Source organism: Bifidobacterium samirii (assembly GCF_003952945.1).
Classification (GTDB): Bacteria; Actinomycetota; Actinomycetes; order Actinomycetales; family Bifidobacteriaceae; genus Bifidobacterium; species Bifidobacterium samirii.
The window spans coordinates 1-2,579 of the sequence record NZ_QXGK01000036.1 but is presented as its reverse complement, the minus strand read 5'-3'; the positions used below and the strand labels follow the sequence as shown (position 1 = coordinate 2,579).

Here is a 2,579-nt window from a genome sequence, read left to right as displayed (position 1 = left end):
GGGGTGACGGCGTGCCTATCGAAAAATGAGTCTGCGAGTCAGTGGCATGTGGCGAGCGTAAGCCGTGTGGTGTACGCGTAGCGAAAGCGAGTCTTAAAAGGCGTGTGAGTCGCGTGTCCTGGACCCGAAGCGGGATGATCTAGCCCTGAGCAGGTTGAAGCGCGGGTAAGACCGCGTGGAGGACCGAACCCACCTGGGTTGAAAACCGGGGGGATGACTTGGGGTTAGGGGTGAAAGGCCAATCAAATTCCGTGATAGCTGGTTCTCTCCGAAATGCATTTAGGTGCAGCGTCGGTTGAGTACATCCGGGGGGTAGAGCTACCGGATGCTTGCGGGCCCGTACTGGGTACCAATAGCAGCCGAACTCCGAATACCCGTGATGCGTATTCCGGCAGTGAGTCGGCGGGGGATAAGCTCCGTCGTCGAAAGGGAAACAGCCCAGATCGTCGTCTAAGGTCCCTAAGCGTGTGCTAAGTGGGAAAGGATGTGGAGTCGCATAGACAGCCAGGAGGTTGGCTCAGAAGCAGCCACCCTTGAAAGAGTGCGTAACAGCTCACTGGTCTAGTGGTTCCGCGCCGACAATGTAGCGGGGCTCAAGCACACCACCGAAGACGCGGCAGCAGCGTTTGCTGCTGGGTAGGAGAGCGTCCTATGCGGGGCGAAGCGGCGGTGGAAACCGGCCGTGGACTGCATGGGAGTGAGAATGCAGACATGAGTAGCGAGAGACGGGTGAAGATCCCGTCCGCTGGATGACCAAGGGTTCCGGGGCCACGTTCATCGTCCCCGGGTGAGTCGGGTCCTAAGGCGAGGCCGACAGGCGTAGTCGAATGGATGAACGGGTCGATATTCCCGTACCGGCATGCGACCGACAACACCGAATCGGGGGTGCTAACCTCCCGCGTCGGGCTTACTTCTCCTTCGGGAGGGGGATGCGCGGCGTGGTTGGGACCCTTCCCGGTAGTAGGTCAGCGCAGGAGTGACGCAGGAGGGTAGCCGGCCGCGGAGGTGGTTTTCCGTGGTCAAGCGTGTGGCCCGCATCCCAGGCAAATCCGGGGTGCATGGAGGGTGAGGCGCGATGATGGGAACGTTTGTTCGATATCCGGTGATCCCATGCTGCCGAGAAAAGCTTCGGCGTGAGGGCGTTTGCCGCCCGTACCCCAAACCGACACTGGTGGTCAGGTAGAGAATACCAAAGCGATCGAGCGAATCCTGGTCAAGGAACTCGGCAAATCACTCCCGTGCCTTCGGTATAAGGGAGACCCCTTGGCGTGAAAGCACTTGCTGCTGGAGCGTTGGGGGGTGGCACAGGCCAGGGGGTAGCGACTGTTTACCAAAAACACAGGAGCGTGCGAAGGCGTAAGCCGCTGTATACGCTCTGACGCCTGCCCGGTGCCGGAAGGTTAAGAGGATCCGTCAGCCCTTTGGGGTGAAGCGGTGAATTCAAGCCCCGGTAAACGGCGGTGGTAACTATAACCATCCTAAGGTAGCGAAATTCCTTGTCGGGTAAGTTCCGACCTGCACGAATGGCGTAACGACTTCCCCACTGTCTCGACCAGGAGCTCGGCGAAATTGCAGTACGAGTAAAGATGCTCGTTAAGCGCAGAAGGACGAAAAGACCCCGGGACCTTTACTATACCTTGGTATTGGCATTAGGCGCGGATTGTGTAGCATAGGCGGGAGACTTGGAAGCGTGGGCGCCAGCTCATGTGGAGTCGCAAGGTGAAATACCGCTCTGTTCTCGTTTGATGTCTCACCACGAGCAGTCATCCTGCTCTGGGACAGTGCCTGGCGGGTAGTTTAACTGGGGCGGTTGCCTCCCAAAGAGTAACGGAGGCGCTCAAAGGTTCCCTCAGCCCGGTTGGCAATCGGGTGTTGAGTGTAATCGCACAAGGGAGCTTGACTGCGAGACCGACGGGTCGAGCAGGGACGAAAGTCGGAGATAGTGATCCGGTGCCGGCGCACGGGCGCGGCATCGCTCAACGGATAAAAGGTACCCCGGGGATAACAGGCTGATCATTCCCAAGAGTCCATATCGACGGGATGGTTTGGCACCTCGATGTCGGCTCGTCGCATCCTGGGGCTGGAGCAGGTCCCAAGGGTTCGGCTGTTCGCCGATTAAAGCGGCACGCGAGCTGGGTTCAGAACGTCGTGAGACAGTTTGGTCTCTATCCTCTGCGCTCGTTGGAATCTTGAGGAGGCCTGCCCATAGTACGAGAGGACCTGGGTGGACGAACCTCTGGTATGCCGGTCGTCACGCCAGTGGCGCGGCCGGTTGGCTACGTTCGGAAGGGATAACCGCTGAAAGCATCTAAGCGGGAAGCCTGCTCCAAGATAAGGATTCCTTCACACCTTCGGGTGTGTGTACCCCCCATGCAGAACACGTGGTCGATAGGCCGGACGTGGAAGCCGCGCAAGCGGTGGAGCGGACCGGTACTAACGGGGGAAGACGACCCTACACACCAACTCCTCGCGGGTTGGTCGTCGGAGGGTCCATGGTGGTTCACGCCTCACGGCAATGAACACTAAGCATGTCACTGTGCGATACATCACCTTCGCGTCCGCTTTCCGGTTCCCGGACC

1 rRNA gene is annotated in these 2,579 nt (G+C 59.2%); it reads left to right on the top strand.

What is annotated here, in order from left to right:
* A 23S ribosomal RNA gene (locus D2E24_RS10175) occupies positions 1 to 2,458 on the top strand; the annotation flags it as partial.
* Positions 2,459 to 2,579 lie beyond the last annotated feature (121 nt).